Annotated in this window: 17 protein-coding genes; 4 read left to right on the plus strand and 13 right to left on the minus strand. The window is 38.5% G+C overall.

Annotated features, from left to right (window positions below):
* Nucleotides 1–254: 254 nt before the first annotated feature.
* Entirely contained in the window at nt 255–632 is a 378-nt protein-coding gene (locus F9U64_RS08585; RefSeq protein ID WP_153402600.1) for a RidA family protein, read from the minus strand.
* A 105-nt stretch (nt 633–737) separates the two neighbouring features.
* Between F9U64_RS08585 and F9U64_RS08590 the strand changes: the two genes are divergently transcribed.
* Nucleotides 738–1,139: a secondary thiamine-phosphate synthase enzyme YjbQ gene (locus tag F9U64_RS08590; protein ID WP_153402601.1), complete on the plus strand. Its 402-nt coding sequence runs from the start codon at nt 738–740 to the stop codon at nt 1,137–1,139.
* Nucleotides 1,140–1,425: 286 nt separating this feature from the next.
* Here F9U64_RS08590 and uxaC read toward each other — a convergent pair whose 3' ends face one another.
* Entirely contained in the window at nt 1,426–2,826 is a 1,401-nt protein-coding gene (gene uxaC / locus F9U64_RS08595) for a glucuronate isomerase (RefSeq protein WP_153402602.1), read from the minus strand.
* Between the two features lie 32 nt (nt 2,827–2,858).
* Nucleotides 2,859–4,349 carry a tagaturonate epimerase family protein gene (locus F9U64_RS08600; protein WP_228275635.1) on the minus strand — a complete coding sequence of 497 codons (1,491 nt, stop codon included), beginning with the start codon at nt 4,347–4,349 and terminating at the stop codon, nt 2,859–2,861.
* A 149-nt stretch (nt 4,350–4,498) separates the two neighbouring features.
* Here F9U64_RS08600 and F9U64_RS08605 point away from each other — a divergent pair, with 149 nt between their 5' ends.
* Together F9U64_RS08605 and F9U64_RS08610 are read left to right on the plus strand one after the other, a co-directional pair.
* Nucleotides 4,499–5,491 carry a LacI family DNA-binding transcriptional regulator gene (locus tag F9U64_RS08605; protein ID WP_153402604.1) on the plus strand — a complete coding sequence of 331 codons (993 nt, stop codon included), beginning with the start codon at nt 4,499–4,501 and terminating at the stop codon, nt 5,489–5,491.
* Between the two features lie 57 nt (nt 5,492–5,548).
* Nucleotides 5,549–6,091, plus strand: a complete 543-nt coding sequence (locus F9U64_RS08610) for a hypothetical protein (RefSeq protein WP_228275645.1) — start codon at nt 5,549–5,551, stop codon at nt 6,089–6,091.
* A 624-nt stretch (nt 6,092–6,715) separates the two neighbouring features.
* Here F9U64_RS08610 and larC2 read toward each other — a convergent pair.
* Together larC2 and F9U64_RS08620 are read right to left on the minus strand one after the other, a co-directional pair.
* The gene (gene larC2 / locus F9U64_RS08615; RefSeq protein WP_153402605.1) at nt 6,716–7,180 is read right to left on the minus strand and encodes a nickel pincer cofactor biosynthesis protein LarC2; all 465 of its coding nucleotides are present in this window, start codon (nt 7,178–7,180) and stop codon (nt 6,716–6,718) included.
* Nucleotides 7,177–7,782, minus strand: a complete 606-nt coding sequence (locus F9U64_RS08620) for a TetR/AcrR family transcriptional regulator (RefSeq protein WP_153402606.1) — start codon at nt 7,780–7,782, stop codon at nt 7,177–7,179. Before F9U64_RS08620 ends, larC2 begins: the two co-directional genes overlap by 4 nt.
* Before the next feature lie 235 nt (nt 7,783–8,017).
* Here F9U64_RS08620 and F9U64_RS08625 point away from each other — a divergent pair, with 235 nt between their 5' ends.
* Nucleotides 8,018–8,554 (plus strand): 2TM domain-containing protein, encoded by a 537-nt coding sequence (locus F9U64_RS08625; RefSeq protein WP_153402607.1) that lies wholly within the window; start codon nt 8,018–8,020, stop codon nt 8,552–8,554.
* Nucleotides 8,555–8,638: 84 nt separating this feature from the next.
* Here the strand turns inward: F9U64_RS08625 and F9U64_RS08630 are convergent, their stop codons facing one another.
* The 8 genes from F9U64_RS08630 to F9U64_RS08665 form a co-directional block, all read right to left on the minus strand.
* Nucleotides 8,639–9,517, minus strand: a complete 879-nt coding sequence (locus F9U64_RS08630) for an STAS domain-containing protein (protein ID WP_153402608.1) — start codon at nt 9,515–9,517, stop codon at nt 8,639–8,641.
* A gap of 235 nt (nt 9,518–9,752) precedes the next feature.
* Nucleotides 9,753–10,595 (minus strand): sugar phosphate isomerase/epimerase family protein, encoded by an 843-nt coding sequence (locus F9U64_RS08635; RefSeq protein ID WP_153402609.1) that lies wholly within the window; start codon nt 10,593–10,595, stop codon nt 9,753–9,755.
* 68 nt (nt 10,596–10,663) lie between these two features.
* A complete protein-coding gene (gene kduD / locus F9U64_RS08640) occupies nt 10,664–11,440 on the minus strand; it encodes a 2-dehydro-3-deoxy-D-gluconate 5-dehydrogenase KduD (protein ID WP_153402610.1) in 777 nt (258 codons plus the stop codon).
* Nucleotides 11,441–11,453: 13 nt separating this feature from the next.
* Nucleotides 11,454–12,284: a 5-dehydro-4-deoxy-D-glucuronate isomerase gene (gene kduI, locus F9U64_RS08645; RefSeq protein ID WP_153402611.1), complete on the minus strand. Its 831-nt coding sequence runs from the start codon at nt 12,282–12,284 to the stop codon at nt 11,454–11,456.
* Between the two features lie 23 nt (nt 12,285–12,307).
* Entirely contained in the window at nt 12,308–13,318 is a 1,011-nt protein-coding gene (locus F9U64_RS08650) for a sugar kinase (protein ID WP_153402612.1), read from the minus strand.
* The gene (locus tag F9U64_RS08655) at nt 13,315–13,959 is read right to left on the minus strand and encodes a bifunctional 2-keto-4-hydroxyglutarate aldolase/2-keto-3-deoxy-6-phosphogluconate aldolase (protein ID WP_153402613.1); all 645 of its coding nucleotides are present in this window, start codon (nt 13,957–13,959) and stop codon (nt 13,315–13,317) included. Before F9U64_RS08655 ends, F9U64_RS08650 begins: the two co-directional genes overlap by 4 nt.
* A complete protein-coding gene (locus F9U64_RS08660; protein WP_153402614.1) occupies nt 13,956–14,651 on the minus strand; it encodes a rhamnogalacturonan acetylesterase in 696 nt (231 codons plus the stop codon). Before F9U64_RS08660 ends, F9U64_RS08655 begins: the two co-directional genes overlap by 4 nt.
* On the minus strand, nt 14,651–15,745 hold the full coding sequence (locus F9U64_RS08665) for a glycoside hydrolase family 88/105 protein (RefSeq protein ID WP_153402615.1): 1,095 nt from the start codon (nt 15,743–15,745) through the stop codon (nt 14,651–14,653). The genes F9U64_RS08660 and F9U64_RS08665 overlap by 1 nt, the downstream gene beginning before the upstream one ends.
* Nucleotides 15,746–15,754: the final 9 nt, after the last annotated feature.

Consider the following 15,754-nt stretch of genomic DNA (forward strand, 5'->3'; position numbering starts at 1 on the left):
TAGAGATGTTCAAAAAGTGATCAAATGATAAGCGGCTAATCTCTTCGTTGGTTTGCGAGTCCGCTTCTCACGTATTCAGACCATACGTTCCGATGCTCCTTATTGCACCGCCTCGACCTTCTTGCTTCTAATTTGCCAACTTTTTGAACACGCACTTTTTAGATGTAATTACTCTTATATTATGCAAGATTTGCGAAGATATGGAAAGAAAAAAGTAAAAACCATCTAACATTTGCTAGATGGTTCTTCTTAGATTATTTCTTTGCAATAACGTCCATTTCGACACCTACACCTTTTGGCAGCTTGCTAACCTCTACTGTAGCACGGGCTGGATATGGCTCCTGCAGGAATTTCGCATATGCTTCATTAATAGCAGCAAAGTTGTCCATGTCTGTGATATAGATAGTAAACTTCATAACATTTCCGAAAGTAAGTCCAGCCTCTGTTAATACTGCCTGCAGATTGTTCATCACTTGCTCTGTTTGTTTCGTTATATCTCCTTCTACTACTTCCATTGTTTCAGGATTTAGCGGAATCTGGCCGGAAACGAAAACGAAGTCTCCTGCGTCGATTGCTTGGGAATATGGACCAATTGCCTGTGGTGCATTGTCTGTATGTATTGCTTTTGCCATTTTAATCATATCCTCTCTTCGTTAGATTACACACAAAATTTTAACATAGAAACGATTTCTAGTAGAATAGAATTGTAAGAATTTTTAAAAAAGGGATGATAAATGATGGAGAAAACTTTTTCCTTACGCACAAACAAGCATGATGAAATGATTGACATTACCTCTGATGTGGCAAGCTTTCTAAAAGAAAAGAATGTACAAGATGGGCTGGTTATTGTTTCCTCTCTTCATACTACTGCAGGAATCACAGTAAATGAGAATGCTGACCCTGATGTGAAGACAGACTTTCTAAGAAGACTAGATGAAGTTTATCCTTGGGATCATTCCAAAGATTTGCATATGGAAGGAAATACAGCTGCCCATTTAAAAGTGAGCACAGTAGGCCATAACCAGACTCTAGTAGTTTCAAATGGCAGTCTTGTGCTTGGAACTTGGCAAGGGATCTACTTTTGTGAATTTGATGGACCAAGATCCCGTAAATTTCATGTGAAAGTGCTGGAAGGTTAAGCGGGGGTTTGCAGAGTTATTGTTTCGTTTTTTATAAAAAAGCGGATAGCTGCGGGAACTTTATTTGCAGATATTGAATTTTATTTGCAGTTTCCATTCTTTATTTGCACCTTTCGTAATTTATTTGCAAATTCCAAGCTTTATTTGCAGTTTCCACATTTTATTTGCAGATTTCCTTCTCTTGCTTTAGGTTTCGACATTTTCTGCTTTTTTCAACTAATCGATCTATCTACCCCAACCAAAAAGAAGCACAAACCTCTCAGAGTCTGTGCTTCTTTCAAAAAATTTAAAATCCAAAGTACTCTTTCGCATTATAGTACGAAATATTTTGTACAATTTGTTTTAAAGCTTCTTCATCATTTGGATATTCGCCATTCTCTACCCATTCCCCAACAAGGTTACACATAATGCGGCGGAAATACTCATGACGCGTGTAAGAAAGGAAGCTTCTTGAATCTGTCAGCATTCCGATAAAACGGCTGAATACACCATTGTCTGCTAATTTTTCCATTTGGTCAATCATACCAAGCTTTGTATCATTGAACCACCATGCTGTACCAAACTGCATTTTCCCTGGTACTCCTCCGCCCTGGAAGCTGCCAATGATCGTGGAAAGTGTAACATTATCACGAGAGTTCAATGAATACAGGATTGTTTTTGGCAATGCATCTGCCCGATCAAGTGAATCTAGTAATCTTACTAATGGCTCTGCGATTAATGCATCATTCATCGAATCAAAGCCAGTGTCAGGTCCTAATTTATTAAACATGCGTGTGTTGTTATTGCGGTGGGCATTAATATGATATTGCATTGCCCAGCCTCTTTTATGATATTCTTTTCCAAGAAAAGTCAATGTATAGGATTTGAATTTTTTCTCTTCTTCTAAAGAGACTTTTTCATTTTTAATCCCTTTTGCGAAAATTTGCGCAACTTCTTCTTCTGTTGCCTCTTCATACATTGCAGTATCAATGGCATGGTCAGAAACGCGTCCGCCAACTTCATGGAAGAATTCAATTCTTTTTTCAAGTGCTTGCAGGAAAGCATCATATGAATCTATCGTCATTTCAGAAACTTCTGCCAGTTTTGCCACCCAGTCAACGAATGTATTGCGATTAATTTCCAATCCTTTATCCGGTCGGAAACTAGGTAGTACTTTTACATTAAAACTATCGTCAGCTTTAATCTTTTCATGATATTCCAGGGAATCAGTCGGATCATCTGTTGTACAAACAACCTCAACACCTGATTTTACAATAAAATCACGAACATTCCATTCACCACTAGTCAGCTGGTTATTAACTTTTTCCCAGATTGCTGGTGCTGTGTTTTCATTTAATGGTTCTTCTACACCAAAGTAACGCTTTAATTCCAAGTGAGTCCAGTGGTATAACGGATTACCAATAAGCATTGGAACTGTTTTTGCCCATGCAAGGAACTTATCATAATCACTGCCATCACCTGTCACATACTTTTCTTCAATACCGTTTGCTCGCATTGCACGCCATTTGTAATGGTCACCATAAAGCCAGACTTTCGTAATATTCTCGAATTGTGTGTTCTCATAAATCTCTTCAGGGCTTAGGTGGCAATGGTAATCGATAATTGGTAAATCTTTGGCATATTCATGGTATAACTTCTCTGCTGTTTGGTTATTCAATTCGAAATTATCATCCATAAAAGCTTTCATTTGAATCCCTGCCTTTTTAGTTTAATTACTTTTTAGAGTCCTAATAAGTCTAAGTGACGTCCAATATGTTTTACCAGACCATTCCGGTAAGTGTCTTCATTGTTTAACAGTGTCTCGAAAAACTCTGTGCGGAATAAGTCTGCACCTGACTCATCTTTTGCAGTTAATAGTATACCATATGTCACATGGAATAACTGTCTTGCGGCATCATGATCCATATACTTTGGCAGATCAGTATCTGATGTATCATTTAATGGGGCAATACTCTCCAAATCTGGTGTTACATGATAATATTGCAGGGTTTCTTCAAAGTGTTCTTCTGCATACAAATGCATACGGCGGTAAAGGTCCGGATTTTCTACTGCAATAACTCGAACTGCCTCTAACCAGTTTGTACCAGCTGTTTTAATGTGTAAAAGACCTTCTGTGTACTTGCCGATAATTGGGAACACACTAAACTTGTCACTGCCTGAGTGAATACTTAATTTGTAGCCAAAGTATTTTGCAATTTCTGCATGTTCGTGTAATTCTTTTTCAAATTGTTCAATGTCGCCAATATAGTCAATCCCTTTTTGGAATTCACCGCAGAATCTCGGCGCTAGACTTTGTACAGTTACCCCTCTTCTTCTCAACTCTTCCGCAACGAAGAAATGAGCTTCAGGTGCTGTTACCGTTTCTGTTTCGTCAATTGAAATTTCAAAATCAATTGCTTTGTCAGCTTTTGACACATGTTCATTAAATACATGCTCCATAAAGTCAATTGCTTCCCCGTATACTAACACATTTTTAACAAGACTTTCTTCATCATACGCAATCTCTAAACCTTGTACATCAAATGTTTTATTTAAATAGTGGCTGTTATAGTATTCTTTTCGATCAACTGGAAGTGCTGCAAATTCTTTCTGAATATCTTCAGAAGATGCCCCTTCGATATCGTTGCGGATTTGTTCTGAACAGTCTAATGTTAAGAAACTGAAGCCAAGCTCAATTGCATAAGCAATATCTTTCTCTAACTTAATATGATCGGCATCTGCCCCATATCCATCCTTGTAACCTTCCTGGAATACCGCAAAACTCGCAGCATCCAAAATATCTGTCATCGTACGATTTAATAAGGTTAATTCACGAATACTCTGCTGTGCTAAGATTGGCTTCACTTTTCGGTTTCTTGTTGTTTCAATATGGCCAGGAGATGCCACACCAAGGCGATCACCAAGTCCCATTGTCGCAATTTCGGTACCGAATGCCTGTGGAACGGTATAATCAAAATATTTATTAAGGACCAATCGATTTTCATGTGATAATGCACAAACTTTGCCACTGCCTGAATTCTCACCATTCAGCTCATTAAATAAATCACTTTCTCCAGCAGCTAACAAGTATTTGTCTGTACCTGACTTAACCATTACAAGATTTGTGCCATTTTTCTGTTCAAAAGAGCTTTCGTAAACAGTCACTCCATTTTCCGATGTTGGGGCATTTCCCTGTGCCAATGATTCTATTAATCCATTAAATTGCTCCACTCTACTCCACTCCCTCATATTATTCCGTTGTTAACGGTTCCAATTATTTTGCGAAAATAAATAACAACGTTGTTATTTTTATGATATACTATTTAAACAAAGATCTCAACAGAAAAGTGATTATTTTTTGAAAGATATAGGTGATGAAGATGACAGTAACAATTAAAGATATTGCCAAAGTCGCTGGTGTAAGCTATTCCACTGTTTCTAAAGCATTAAATAACAGTCCGCTGGTGAAAGAAATAACCAAAAGAAAAATATTAAAAGTGGCTGCCGAAATGGGGTATGAACCGAATTTGGCTGCGAAACAATTAGTCCGTAAAAAAACAGATGTGATTGGCTTAATGTGGCCGACAATTGAAAGGATTGTACTAGCTACATTAGTTACGAACATTAGTAAAGCTTTCGAAACAACATCCTATTCGATGATCTTATCAGTTGATGCTCCCGAAACAGCAATGGACACTTTTAAGAAGTTTCAAGTTGACGGGATGATTGTTTTTGGGGAATCTAATTCAATCACTGTATCGACTGAAAACATTCCCGTTGTTATATATGGGGTATCCGGAAAAAATGAATCAGCTTACCCTATCATTGATGCGAACCATGAAGCTTCCATGCAAAAAGCTGTCCAGCATTTAGTCGAGCTTGGACATCGCCGAATTGCTTACATTGGACATTTAGACCAAGAAGATGCACTTCAGTCAGAGAAAGTGGAAGGCTATGAAAAAGCGATGAAACATTTCAAACTGGACGAGAATATCACTATTATAAATTCAAATGGGCTTAATTGGTTTGATGGTTATACAGCTACAGACATAATGCTGGAACAAGATAAACGGCCAACTGCGATTATTGGCGGGAGTTATGATATAAGTGGAGGAATCTTACGGGCTCTGCAGGAGAAAGGTGTGCAGGTCCCTGAGGATATTTCCATAGTCAGCTATGACAACATCCCCCAAATGGCCACAATGGAAGTCCCAATGACTTGCGCTGGTGTACCTGTTGATGTTCTGGCAGAAGAAATTGTCCATTCTATTATTGAGCGGATTGAATCTGACGAAGAAATCGAACTGGTAAAAAAATTATCGCCAACTCTAACGGAAAGAGAAAGTACTGGCCCGCCACCTGAAATTTTGTAACTTAATTACATGGAAATCGTCTCATTACATAAAGGGAGGCGATTTTAATTGAAAAGGATGATTCTAGTAATTGGGCTGCTGCTTCTGTCAGGATGCGGTACGGCTATGCAAAATGAAACAACGGACTCTTCAGAAAATACACCAATTATTGCTGAAGTGCAACAAGGAGAATTTATTTACCGATTAATAACAGAGCAAGAATCCTATCAAACTGGAGAAGATGTGAAGCTATTTGCAGAACTTGAATATGTGGGTAATAAGCAGGAGATAACCATTTATCATGCTGCATCTCCTTTTTCTTTCCCGATAAAAGAATTAACGGCAGGATATGAAATAGGCTACCCTATGAATGAGCCATTACTTACTACTACCATCAAAAAAGGAGAACCACTGCGGCAGCAATATGAGGTTGCGGGGTCATACAGTGAAGCGGATGACAAAGATTATATTGCCTTTATGAAGGACTTCCTCGAAAATAGCTTCCCTGAAGGAAAATATAAGGTCAACGGGATAGCCGATTTCTATACGAATGGTGAAAACGACGATCAAAAAACGGATTATCAAATGGAAGCAAAGATTGAATTTGAAGTAATGGAATGATAGCGAAATAAAAGAGTATGGGACACTGCCTCTATCCTTTTCCTTATCCTATTATAAGTTGTTACTTACTGCACATATTAGGGATTATGTGCAGTAAATAATAAAAGGTGATTTTGAAATTATTTGGGTGCAATGACGCCGCTACGTCCGATTGCTTCGCTTTCCGTGGGGACGGCTTCAGCTAACTTGTTGAAGAAACCCGCTTCACCAAGTGGATCTTCAGCTCGCCCTGTTCCCACAGGAGTCTCCGCAATCGGACTACGCTTGAATGAGGCTCTACAATTTTTATAGGAAGTAGAAGTTTGATAGTTATGAGCTAAACGATTCTTCTGTCACCACCATCGTAAAGCAACTCTAAAGCGTAGGCCGGCCACGCAGACTCCTGTGGGACAGCGAGAGGTGAAGATCCACTTTACAAAGTGCCCTTCTTTGTAAAGTTAGCTGAAGCCGAGCCCACGGAAAGCGAAGTGGCCGGACGGAGCGACATCCTTGCACACTATAGATTTCAAAAACTACTTTAAAAATGTTACTGCACATTATCCCTATTATGCGTACATTTTTTATAAACATTCGTCTTTTAGGTGGAACATAATAGTTATATCCCACCTCGTTTGTTTTTTACCGTTAATCTAACTTTCTCCACACTTCCGCATAAACATCTTTCAATGGAATCTGATATTTCTCGGCAATTCTTCGGCAGTCTTCATATTCTGGCGAAGATTTTATTACCTCTCCATTTTGCACTCCTTCTTTTACGGTAATCTCTCCCCATTTGGTTAAAACCTTTCGTATTTGTCTTTCCATCCGGAAAACAGTTAATGGATAATACCGAATGCCAAGTGTTGTCGTTTCTGTAATTAAAATTTGCTTCATTTCCTCCAAACGCGCTTTACTGCATAATAACTGCAATAACACTGCGGGCCGGTTTTTCTTCATATAAATCGGTGTATAATAAACATCATTTGCTCCGGCATCGAACAATTTCTCCATTACATAGCCCAGCCATTCGCCAGGTGAATCATCAATATTCACTTCTATCTTCAACATTTCTGCATCAATATGCTGTTCATCTGGTGGATGGTTTATCAACTCTCATTCCCTCTTTCTACTATCGATTTCAGATGATATGTCAATGTATCGATCATTTTTTCGTAGGTAAGCTTGTCAGGATGAAGTAAATGATGCAGTGCCATGCCATCAATAATGGCATGCAGCCGGCTTATTTCCAATTTTTCATCCAAACCAGGTTTTAATAAGTTTCCCTTTTGGAGAAATTGCATAATATTGATTAATCCATTATGCATCTCCTCAAATGTAGCTTCACTAAGTTGCTTCAATTTCTTATCAACGAGTGTTTTCGATGAAAAGACAAACCAGACCTCCATTTCTATCTTCCGCTCTTCATCCAATGGCAGCATCTCCCCTAATGCTTGAATAGCAATATCGACACGGTCACCTTTATAATGAGAAGATTGGATTCTTTGTGTCACTCTTTCTGTAACAAGTTTCATTGAAAACTGAAGTAATTCCGATTGGGTGGAAAAGTAATGGCGTAACGAACCAACTGATAATCCAGCAGTTGCGGCAACCTTTCTGACTGTGGCCTTTTCCAGCCCATTTTCTACAATGACTTTCCATGTGGCTTCTGCAATATGCACTTTTCGCTGATCATGATCTACTATTTTTGGCATATTTTTATTTTAACACACTTGTATAAAGTGAGACTTTGATCAGTGGGGGTTTTAACCTCCCACACTGATCATTAGCGAAACTTATCAGGATGCTTAGCGTCTGTTATCCCCACTTACTATCTTCGTGTTACTCCATAATTTTAAAGTGGGGGAGTTACAGACGGTTAGCGCTGTGATTAATTTAATAATATGATATGATTTAATACAAATGTATTAAAAAAAGGAGAATGTTCACATGATTGGATGGTTAATCATTCTTTGCGAAGTCGGTTTCTGGGTATTTGTGATAGCTGGATTGTTTGCAAGATATGTGATGAAAAAGGAAAAATTAAGTGCTATTCTTCTCATTTGTACACCTGTTGTTGATTTAGTTTTACTGATTGCTACAGTGATTGATTTAAAAAATGGGGCGACTGCTACGGTCATTCACGGGATTGCTGCAATCTATATTGGAGTCAGCATTTCGTTTGGTCATCAAATGATCAGATGGGCTGATGTTCGATTTGCTTATTATTTCGCGAATGGTCCAAAGCCAGTTAAGAAGAAAAAGTACGGAAAGGAATTTGCCAAGTCCGAGAGACAGGGCTGGTATCGCCATCTCATCGCATGGCTAATCGGCTGCAGCTTCCTTGCAAGTATTATTTGGTATATTAATAATGAACAGCAAACGGCACAATTAACGCAAATTTTCCTTATCTGGTCATTAGTATTAGCCATTGATTTTGTAATTAGTTTCAGTTATACGATTTTTCCTAAAAAACAACAAGCTTGAAATAAGAAAAAGAGCAATTTCCGAGAACTGCTCTTTTTCTTTCTTATATACCAAGCTGATATTATCACTTTAACGAAGCATTAATTAGTAAACATTTATATTCGACTGGTCACTGCCATTCATACTTATTGATTTTCTATCATTCAATAAGTATTTTCCTAATGCCTGCTGCAATGTCCCTAATTTCTCTGTTTCTGCATTAAATTGGATTCCCAAGTCTGTCATTTCTTTTGCAACTTCCTTACGTAATCCGGTTATTACGGAAGAGCAGCCCATCATGGAAATACCATTAATTGTTTTTAACAGTTCGGATGTAACGATTTCATCCATTGTTGCAATACCTGATAAATCAATAATTAATGTTTGAATACGAGTATCCGATACTTCTGTAAATACTTTCTCTTTTACAATATACATACGATTAAAATCAATGGCCCCAATTAATGGCAGGATACTGATACTGTCATCTATAGGAATAATCGGAACAGACAGATTTTCAACTAATTTCTTTTGTTCACTTATTAAAGCATCCTTGTAAGTAGAATAATTGATAAAAAAGGTATTTAAGAACATATCAACCCGATTGTTTATTTCCTGTTCCAATCTAAACAGATCACTAATTTCAAAATCAGATGACAGATAATTGTATCTATGTATAAATATCCATAAAGAACGGCGAATAGCTTGAACCCATTCCAGCTTAAACGTTATTTCTATCGATTGTGATGCCCATGCGATCCCTTCCTGCTTGGCAAAACTTTTTAGTTTGTCATCCTCACTGTCAATAATATAAACAATTAACTGATGGGCGTTATTCACTAAATCTATATTACCTACTTTTAATATTTCATCAATTTTATGTTTCACGTTTACTGCTTCTGATAACAAAGTTGCTTCAAAATTATCCTTATTCGCATAAAAAAAGTCTCTCAATTGAAACGAATCTTCGAAAACAATATCCACTATTGGTTCCCCCTTGTATTGTATATCCCAAATATAAAAGATAATTCCCTTTTTTAACTGTATCTAAACTCAATTTATTCATTTTATATCAAAATTACTTGAGTTAGCGAACCTTAAGGAAAGTATGTAATCAGGGCACATTCAACCCCATTATATCAAAAATAGCATACCAATCCTATCTTAATTGGTATGCTTCTTCGGTTCCTTTATTTTCCATGATAAACAAATTACTTTATCACACTTTGTCATATTGCTCATGTAAATATGCTACACTTTCATCAATATATGGTTCTTTCGTATTTTCTAATAATACTTCTATATATGGTTTGTTTTCTTTCAGCCAGGAAAATAAGAGATCATATCGTAATATCCCCTTACCAACCGGGACCATCTTAATCCAGTTATCCTCAATAATAAAATCCTTCGCATGAATCGCCACAATATTATCACCAAAAAGCGAGAAGCAATCTTGAAATACGTTCTCCTGGTTCTCGTAATTATCCATTGACATAAAATTAGCTGGATCGAGAATAACTTGCAGATGATTGGAATCAACCTCATCTAATAAACGGCGCATTAATTGTGGTGTATGAATCGGATGATTGATGCCACCTTCAATCCCTACAATCACACCCCACTTTTCTGCCTCATCCGCTAATTCCTTCACACTCTTCACAACTTTTTGAAAAGCCTCTTCCGTAAAGTTATCTTCTGTATAGCCCATCTTTTCATTTACATTCCCAGTTTCTGATGCGACGATACTGCAGCCAAAGTCTCTGGCAAAACGGATATGTTCCTTAAATCTGGAAAGAAGCTGCTCCCGTTTTGTCTCATCAGGATGAATCATATTAATATAGCAACCTAATATGGCAATATTAATATCATGATCAGCAAATGCCTTGTACATGTATTTGGCAAATCCAGGACTTAATGATCCTGTTTGTGTTGGCAAATCTGGAAAAGATTTGGCCAGTGCCAATTGAACTGCACCTAAGCCTTTTGATGCCGCTTCCTTTGCAATCTGTTCTGGTTCCTGAAAAGCAATATCATGTCCACGAATACCTAAATTCAGCCTCATCTTATCAGACTCCTTTTCAACTAAAACCTGAAAAAGAATGACCAGCCTTTAAGCCAGTCACTCTTCCATTATCTTGCCAGCCATCCTCCGTCGACAGCTAAAACATGTCCATTCATATAATCCGATGCTTTACTTCCTAAGTAAACTACAGTTCCCATTAATTCGCTCGGATCTGCAAAGTGACCTGCAGGGATACGTGAAATTATTTCCGCACTCCGCTTTTCGTCAGCACGGATTGGCGCAGTATTTTTTGTAGCAAAATAGCCTGGCGCAATTGCATTTACTTGTACATTATGTTCTGCCAGTTCATTGGCGAATGATTTCGTTAGGCCTGCGATCGCATGCTTACTAGCTGTATATGGCGGAATGAATTTACCGCCTTGGAAAGAAAGCATGGAAGCAATATTAATAATCTTACCTGCACGTCTTTCTACCATTACTTTTGCTGCCGCCTGACTTAATAAGTAAACAGCATCTAAGTTTAGTGCTATCACATCATCCCAGTCCTCATCTTTATACTCAAGCAGTGGATTCCGACGGATCGTACCAGCGTTATTTACTAAAATATCAACAGTACCAAATGTGTCCACACATGCTGGAACCACTTTTTTTAATTGTTCACGATCTGACAAATCGGCCTGGTGAAATTCGGCATTCCCTTCCACACCTGAAAGCAGTTCTTTTGTTTCCTCCCAGTTCGTACCATGTGTGACAACAAAGACATTGGCACCTGCTTTTGCCAAAGCAACCGTATATGCCTGACCAAGCCCGGTATTACCACCTGTAATAATGGCTGTTTTGCCTTTTAATGAAAAATAATCTAAAGAAAAGTCTTGTAAACTCACTTTCTATACCTCCTTAGCGAAGCTCATCCATTTTAACGTGATCCATATCATCATAAGTAATGTTCTCGCCGCACATTCCCCAGATGAATGTATAATTACTAGTCGCTGTACCACTGTGAATCGACCAGCTTGGCGAAATGACTGCTTGTTCATTTTTCAATACAAGGTGTCTCGTTTCACTTGGTTCACCCATAAAGTGGAATACACGCGTATCCGGTTCCATATCAAAATATAGATACACTTCACTGCGGCGATCATGGGTATGTGCCGGCATTGTATTCCAGACACTGCCTGGCTGCAGCATCGTTAACCCCATTTGCAGCTGACAGCTTTCACAAACATTTGGATGGATATACTGGTGAATTCTCCGTTCATTTAATGTACCAGATTCACCTAATTCCAATGGTTTAATATCTTTAATATCAATTTTTACTGTTGGGTAAGTATGATGGGCTGGAGCTGAGTTAATATAGAATTTTGCAGGGTTTGCCGGGTCATTTGAGCCAAACCAAACTTCTTTTGTACCGCGGCTTACATAAAGACCATCATGTCGTTTCATTTCATAACGTTCACCATCTAAAATAACGTAACCTTCATTACCAATATTAATAATGCCAAGTTCCCGGCGTTCTAAGAAGTAACTTACACCAAGCTGTTTATCTAATTTGATCGTCAAGTCTTCAGATGCCGGAGTCACTCCGCCAAAGATCATCCGATCAACATGGGTATAATTTAAGTGAACTTTTCCTGCTTCAAATAGTTTTTCAACTAAGAATTTCTCACGTAACTCGTCTGTATTATACCTTCTAATTTCTTCTGGGTGGTTTGCATAACGTACTTCCATGAATAATTCCTCCTTGAAATTAATTATCTGCTAATCTCTTGATTAAGACTCTGCATAAATTGTTCTACTTCTGCTGCAGAAAAGGCGTTAGCATCGCCTGTGATTGTATGTTTGAGAACACTTGCGGCTGTTGCAAAGTTAACAATTTTGTCTGGATTCCACTTATTCATCACCCCAAACAAAATCCCTGCTGCATACGCATCCCCCCCGCCAATACGATCAATAACTGGATCAATATGATAACTGTCGGTTTTTACTAGTTCCTGATTGGTAAAGATATACCCCTCTAACTTATGTTCAGAAGATGTTTTAACCTCTCTTTTAGTCGATGCAAAAGTGGTTATACCAGGATATCTTTTTTGAATTTCCTCATAATAGTATTTCAGTTTCTGCTGGTGATTTCCTTCTTCTTTTAATGGATCGATATGTAATAAATAAACCGCATCCATATGATTACAAAAAGCAATATCCACATATGGTAATACTTTTACAATTGCTTCACTCGCTTCTTTCTGACTCCACAATTTGGACCGAAAATTAAAATCAAAGCTGACTTTTATTCCGCGTTGTTTTGCCTGTTTCATTGCAAATAGGGTAATTTCCTGTAATTCTTTTGACAGTGCGAGTGTTATTCCAGTTGTATGGAAAAGATCTATCCCCTCTAATATTCTATCCCAATCCAGCTCATCCTTCTGCAATTGAGAAAAACTTGAAAACTTTCGATCATAGGTTACTTGACTGGAGCGGTTCCCAATCCCGGATTCCACATAGTATAATCCTAGTCTTTCGCCGCCTTTAAGCAAATTACCAGTGTTTATTCGATAGGATTGCAGATATTTTTCACAAGCTTCACCAATAGTGTTATCAGGCACTTTACTGATATAGCTTGTTTCCACCCCGAAATTGGCTAAAGAAACAGCAACATTTGCTTCCGCCCCACCATAATAAAAAGTGAATTGATTGGTTTGCTGCAGCCTGACTGTAGGATCTGTTGTCAATCTGAGCAGCATTTCACCGAATGTTAATACTTTCATACACTCGCCTCTTTCACTTTCTCGACATATTGCTTGGCGAGCTCTGTAATCTTTCCATAATCACCCGTTTTAGCTGGGGCAACTAAATTGCCGCCAATACCAACAGCAACAGCACCGTTCTTAAACCATTCCACCATATTGTCAAGACTCACACCGCCAGTCGGCATCATATTCGCCTGCGGTATCGGGGCATGCACCGCTTTCAAAAAGCCTGGGCTGACATTACTGCCAGGAAAGATTTTTACCACATCAGCGCCCGCTTCCATTGCTTCCTTGATTTCAGTAACGGTTAAACAGCCAGGCATATACGGTACTTGATATAAGTTACATAGTTTCGCAGTTTCCGCATCAAATGACGGACCAACAATAAATGACGCACCAGCGAATATCGCTTGCCTTGCTGTATAAGCATCAAGGACAGTTCCGACACCGACCGTAACCTCCTGGTCATCCACATACTTTTTGTTTAAAATTTCTACAGCTTCTTCCACATGGGGAATGGAGTAGGTTAATTCAATCGCTTTCATTCCCCCGCTAATACATGCATCTGCTACTTTTACGGCTTGATCGACCGTATCTGTCCTGATAACTGCTACAACTTTTTGTGATTGGAGATTTGATAAAACACGTAATTTGTTCATTTGGCTGCCTCATTTCTTTTTAGATATAAACGGAGAGGATGATGTAACCGCTCTAGTTCCTGAACGAAAATGTTTGCATGAGCATGTGCTCCTATGTCTTTTAGATGTGTATCATCCTGTTCACCATTAGGATAGCCTATATAGTGGTCTGGTTCAAGCCACATAAACCAATCTTTGGAACGGGCAGGTCCTAACTCCATTAATGCCTCTCTCGTTTTATCTAACATATCAATACAGACAACACCCTCTGTGATCCCGACTTCCCGCATTGCTCTCGGGTAATCTCCATGTGTCTCTAGTAAGTTACCATCTTGATCAAAATGCCTTCGCGCAATAGATGTTAATAGAATAGGTGTTACTTTAGCTGCACGTGCACGGTTAATAAAGAAAGTTAAATTCTCCTGATATGTTGTGAAAGGCTTGGTTGCCCTCGCTTCATCCGGCTTCTCGTCATTATGTCCAAATTGAATGAGAACATAGTCGCCTTCCTGAAACTCTTTCTCCATATCTGACCAGCGACCTTCCTCAATAAATGATTTCGTGCTCCGGCCTGAGGCAGCATGATTCTTTACTGTTAAACGATCATTTAAAAAAGACGGTAATGCCTGGCCCCAGCCCATGCGGGGATAAGCGGACGGCTCATAATGAGACATCGTCGAATCCCCTGCTAAAAAAAGCTGTACCTTTTCCATTAGTTATTCTCACTTCCAATAGCTAATTGGACACTAGCAAGAATAAATGCTCCCACTCCATGAAGATCGTTCGTACTTGTTTCACGATTGACATAATAATCATAAGTTCCGATAGATGTACCTATACAGATATCATGCAAATGGAAGTTGCCTTTTTCATCGATTTCCACTTTATTTTCTACTAATCCCTGGAATGCTTTTTCGGCATATGACCAGTAAGATTTATCAATATATCCTTTGTTTACAGCTTTTGCAATCGCATAGGCAAACAAACATGAACAGGAACTTTCCAAATAGTTGCCCTCATCTTCTGCTTTATCGACTACTTGATACCATAAGCCAGTCGCTTCATCCTGATACTTAATTAACGCATCAATTAATTCATGAACAACCTGCTTTAATTCATCACGCTTTTCATGCTCTTCTGGCAGCATTTCAATAAAATTAGCTGTTACCATACTGTACCAGCCAAGTGCACGGCCCCAAACTTCTGGAGCATGACCCTTTTCTGTTGCCCATGGTGTCTGCTTGCTCTCATCATATCCATGGTAATACAGTCCATTTTCTTTTTTCGTATTTTTACGCATTAAACGTTCTTGTTCCATGACTAAGTCTGTCAGTTCCGGTTCATCAAACATCTGACCATATTGAATCGTAAACGGTCCAGCCATGTACAGACCGTCTAACCACATTTGGTATGGATATTTGTCTTTATGCCAGAATCCGCCTTCTTTTGTTTTGTTTAACGTATTTAATAGATTGCGTAATTTAGCTGCCGCTGTTTTATACCGTTGATCATATGTTTGTTTATATAACGGCAACAATAACAAGCCTGGCTGAATCGCATCTAATTCACTTCTTGCAAAATAGAAGTTTCCTTCCTCATCAATCAGCTTATCAACATATTCTTTAAAGTAATCGAAATATTTTTGCTCCCCTGTTCGTTGCCATACATCATGCATTCCGCAAAGGAAAACACCTTGATGATAATGCCAGCGGTCTGCTGGCGGCAGCTTAACAGGCTCATACTGATTCATTAATGTATCACATGCTAGCTTTGCCCAATCTAATGCACTTCTTTGTTTTACTGTCATCTATCTCTC

This window comes from Gracilibacillus oryzae, from assembly GCF_009498735.1.
In the GTDB taxonomy this organism is placed as follows: Bacteria; Bacillota; Bacilli; order Bacillales; family Amphibacillaceae; genus Gracilibacillus; species Gracilibacillus oryzae.